Origin of the sequence: Mycobacterium sp. (assembly GCF_052144515.1) — a bacterium.
Taxonomy (GTDB): domain Bacteria; phylum Actinomycetota; class Actinomycetes; order Mycobacteriales; family Mycobacteriaceae; genus Mycobacterium.
In genome coordinates this window covers 1-3,841 of the sequence record NZ_JBKQQD010000418.1, presented here as the reverse complement: position 1 = coordinate 3,841, position 3,841 = coordinate 1, and the positions used below count along the sequence as shown (strand labels likewise).

The window sequence follows — 3,841 nt, the reverse complement described above, 5'->3', positions numbered from 1 at the left end:
CCACGGCGTTCTGCAGCGGCGCCTGCACGGAGGATGGGATGCTGTCAACATGGTCGCCGGGTCACCGCAACCTCGACGCTGTTCGGCGGCAGATCGCCGCTGGCTCCTCGTTGGATATGCAGGTATCGTCGGCTTCTTCGCGGTCGAAGCGTTGGCCCGCAAGCCCGGCACCGCGTCGAGTTTGGCTACCTCGAAAGACGATCGAGGTACCACCCGCATGTTAGTGACCGCCTACGTCGTTGCGATGCCGTTGCCCTTGGTGTTCATCCGAATCCGCATCGGGCAACTTCCGCCAATGGCCGGTCCAGTGGGGTTGGTAATGCAGGCCATTGGACTCGCGCTGCGAGCCTGGTCGATGCGCACTCTCGGCACCTCCTATACGCGGACCCTGCGCACCGCAGACCAACAGCACGTCGTCGACGCCGGCCCGTACCGACTTGTCCGCCACCCGGGATACACGGGCTCCCTGCTGACATGGGCGGGCTTCGCGCTCACTTCACGCAGCATTCCCGTCATCCTTCTCGCGGCCGCATTGCTGGGTCGGGCCTACCAGCAACGCATCGTTGCAGAGGAGGAACTGCTCCAGCGAGAGTTGTCCGACTACACCGATTACATGCAGCGCACCAGAAAGCTTGTCCCATTCGTCTGGTGACGCGCGTAATCTCAGCCGGACGCGGGTTGGTTGATCGCCTCGGCGATCGCAAACCGCCGGCGAGTCCAGCCGCCCTCGCTGAAGTAGGAGCCGCAGATGAACGCCTGCCCGCCGCACCAGGGTCATTCCTCTTTGTCGCAGCCGGTGTGGTGCAGCCCGCCGGGGGCGGTGTTGCAGTCCCCGCAGTCCCACGGCGCGTCGCGCCACTCGTCGCCGAACATCGCCTCCATCGATGAGTCGGTACCCAGCCGTTCGCAGCCCCACGGGACGCGGTTGCCCGGCGGGGTCGGCGGTGCAGGAGTTGCCGGGGGCCATCTCCTGCCCGCACGCCTGGCAGGTCGCGGAGCGCCGCGTCACGAGTAGTCGGTGTCGCAGGTCAAATGGCTGTAATACAGGTCGTTCGCTGTCAACGGCTTGTCGCCGTGCAGACCGAACCACTCGCAACTCGTGTGCGCGCGCTGCGGCGGCTCGGCGCTCGCGTCGTGCATCGCCAGCCCGCCGAACAGCCCCAACACGGCTGCCAGCAGCCCGACCGCCAGTGTCTTGGTCATCTCTCTTCCTCCTTGTGTTTAGGCGCGGTAGCAGTCCGAAGGTTCCCCCGGAGCAAGCGTGGACAACGAGATCTGAATGACGCCTTCATGCACCCTGTCCGGCCCTACGCCCACCCGGAGCACGAGCGTGTCGTCTGACCACTTCCACATGGTTTCCCTGAAGACCGTGGTCGTTCCCCACGGTGGGCTCTGGTGGCCGGTGTCGTAGCAGGGCGCCAACGGTACACCGGCTGCGTGGCACCACGTGGCTCCGCGGGTGTCGTGCCCGCCGCCGCCGCCGCGGACGATCCGGCGATGATCTTGATTAGCTTCCTCATAGCTGAAGTTACGACCCTGAACCCGGCAGACATAAGTTGCATAAGTCCCGGCACTGGGCGGCAATAAGTCCCGGCACTGGGCGGACCTAAGTCCCCGGCCAAGATCACACAGGCCACCTAGCATCGCGATTCGTTTCCGGGTCCAACGGCCCTATCTTTCGTTCGCGAGCCTGCAGCAACGTAGGAAACGGGCGCGGCCCGACAGGAGGATGCAACCGCGCGGACCCCGAGCGGCGTCCCGGACGCCGCAGCCCAATATGCTGAGCCGCAAAGGAGAAGAATCCCGCACAGGAACGTGCAGAAGATGACTTTGCTCAAGGAATTCATGACGGCGGAGAACTTCACCGCCGCAGTTAAGAAACTGGCCGAGCCCATCTGCAGACGATTTGACCTGCCAGATGTTTACCAGCTCGGGCTGGTGGTGCCTAACGCGGTGGCGGCGGACGAGGCCATGGTGCGGGACTGGGGGCTGGATCCGGCGTTCATGCTCGACGGCGAGTCGGCCCTGTGGATCGAGAACGGGAAGGAATTGCGCGTCAGAGCCCGGCTCGAGTTGACCTACCACCAGGGCTATGAGCTGGAGCTGATCGAGCCGCGCCAGGGCGACGATTTCCATGCGCGTGATCTAAATCCCGACGGCGAAATCTTCCTGCAACACTTCGGCCTCCGGGTGCAGGACCTGGACCTGCAGACCGCCCGCCTCACCAGCCAGGGGGTGCCGCTGCTGGTGCGCGGGCGCATTCATTCCGGACCGCTAACGGCCGATTTCTCCTACCTGGACACGCGCGCGGAATTCGGGCTTATCACCGAATTGATCTGCATGCGGTTCCTGGGTATCCATACGCGGGTACCGCCGCCACTGGCCCGCTACATGGGACGGCGCCAAATGAAAAGCGGAAAACGAACGCTGTCCCTCTGAACGGCGGGCCGGATCGATCGGCCGGATCACCACGATGGTCTCCGGATCATCCGCCAGGTTTACTTATGCCGTCATGGCCGTGGCGACCGTTTACCTGGGTCATCCTTGCGATGCAGCTACCCTTTGCCATCTGGCTGTTCGCAGCCCTCGATAGGTCTAGGCCTGACACCACCTGCCCCAAAGACCAAGTCGAGGAATTCTGCCAAGCCGGTAAAGCGCTCGGCATGACGGTCGTAGTGGTACTCATCCTCGTTATCTGGGCCTCGACCGATGTCATCCTCGGCGTCAGTTGGGTGGTGACTAACGACAATTTAAGGACTTGTCCGGCCTGCGGGCGGCGTTCGAAAAACGGATGGCTAGTCTGCCCCGACTGTGGATATGAGTTCGTAGCCGCAGCGGCACTGATGAAGTCGCCGACCAAGAACTGTCCAGAATGCGCCGAATCAATTCGCGCCGACGCCAAAGTGTGCAGGTACTGCGGTCATCACTTCCCAACGAAGAACGTCAGGTGCATGAAGTGCAACCATGTCCAGCCGGTGCTGGCAAGCCAAACCCAGTTCACATGCGAGCAATGCGGCCAGCACCTAAAGCGCAAAACAGACTGAAACCGCAGCTAAGAGCCGGTAGTTAGACTACGAACTCGCGTTCGTGACCTAGATATTTAATGGCTTCTGTGCGGCCCGCGTCCGGGCCAGCATCGGCAGCGCCCGCAGGTGCGCGGCGTGCCGCGCGAAATGGACCAGGCGAGCGAGGCGGGCCAGCCGCAGCAGGGACGCGTCGACCCCGGCAAGCGGCAGGGCCGACGCTAGGATCACGACCGCGTCGAAGGCGTTGAACGGTCGCCGCAGGAACCGCCAACCGCTGGCGTAAAGCCGGGCGAGCAGTTCGAGCAGGAAGAACGCAACAATCACATCGTGCACCGTGTCGAAGAGGTGCTCGTGGCCGTCGACCAGCAGGCCGGCGACCAGCACGCCAGCGTTGGCCACGATGACGCCGAGCACCACCCGATCGAACCGCGAGACACCGTGCACGCGATCACTGTTCACGCCGCGACCGCCTCGGCGACGACGACCCGGCCCGCCGTCAGAATTCTGTTGACCGCCGCGAACACGCGGGTGATGTGATCCTCGGTGACTTCGGCACCGGCGAGCCACGTTTGGATGTAAGCGCGCGACTCCGCCGCGTCCCAGTCGATCAGCTCCAGTTCTTTGGCGACCAAGTAAGCTGTCGATTCCGCCTCGAATTCCGCCACGCCCCGGTGCGTGTGGTCGCCCTGTTCGCAGTGCCCGAGCATCAGGTGCGCCAGTTCGTGCAACAGTGTCTTCGCCGGATACGCAGCCACTGGGTTAATCGCCACATGCCGACCGTTGCCGTCCTCAAACGAAAATCCCTGAGCGTTACC

General features: G+C 63.6%; 5 protein-coding genes and 1 pseudogene. 3 read left to right on the top strand and 3 right to left on the bottom strand.

Annotated features, from left to right (window positions below; translation table 11 throughout):
- The coding region (locus ACLP9N_RS28115) for a methyltransferase family protein (RefSeq protein WP_442410441.1) at window positions 1-652 on the top strand (652 nt) is incomplete at its 5' end.
- Between the two features lie 353 nt (window positions 653-1,005).
- Here the strand turns inward: ACLP9N_RS28115 and ACLP9N_RS28110 are convergent.
- Window positions 1,006-1,203, bottom strand: a complete 198-nt coding sequence (locus tag ACLP9N_RS28110; protein ID WP_442410440.1) for a hypothetical protein — start codon at window positions 1,201-1,203, stop codon at window positions 1,006-1,008.
- Window positions 1,204-1,845: 642 nt separating this feature from the next.
- Here ACLP9N_RS28110 and ACLP9N_RS28105 point away from each other — a divergent pair.
- Both ACLP9N_RS28105 and ACLP9N_RS28100 read left to right on the top strand, forming a co-directional pair.
- The gene (locus ACLP9N_RS28105; protein ID WP_442410439.1) at window positions 1,846-2,439 is read left to right on the top strand and encodes a VOC family protein; all 594 of its coding nucleotides are present in this window, start codon (window positions 1,846-1,848) and stop codon (window positions 2,437-2,439) included.
- A 65-nt stretch (window positions 2,440-2,504) separates the two neighbouring features.
- Window positions 2,505-3,044, top strand: coding sequence for a zinc ribbon domain-containing protein (locus tag ACLP9N_RS28100; RefSeq protein ID WP_442410438.1), 540 nt, complete (start codon window positions 2,505-2,507; stop codon window positions 3,042-3,044).
- A 48-nt stretch (window positions 3,045-3,092) separates the two neighbouring features.
- Here ACLP9N_RS28100 and ACLP9N_RS28095 read toward each other — a convergent pair whose 3' ends face one another.
- Together ACLP9N_RS28095 and ACLP9N_RS28090 are read right to left on the bottom strand one after the other, a co-directional pair.
- Complete coding sequence (locus ACLP9N_RS28095; RefSeq protein ID WP_442410437.1) at window positions 3,093-3,470, bottom strand: ion transporter; 378 nt, start codon at window positions 3,468-3,470, stop codon at window positions 3,093-3,095.
- Window positions 3,471-3,481: 11 nt separating this feature from the next.
- Window positions 3,482-3,841 (bottom strand): annotated as a pseudogene (locus ACLP9N_RS28090) (hypothetical protein); the annotation flags it as partial.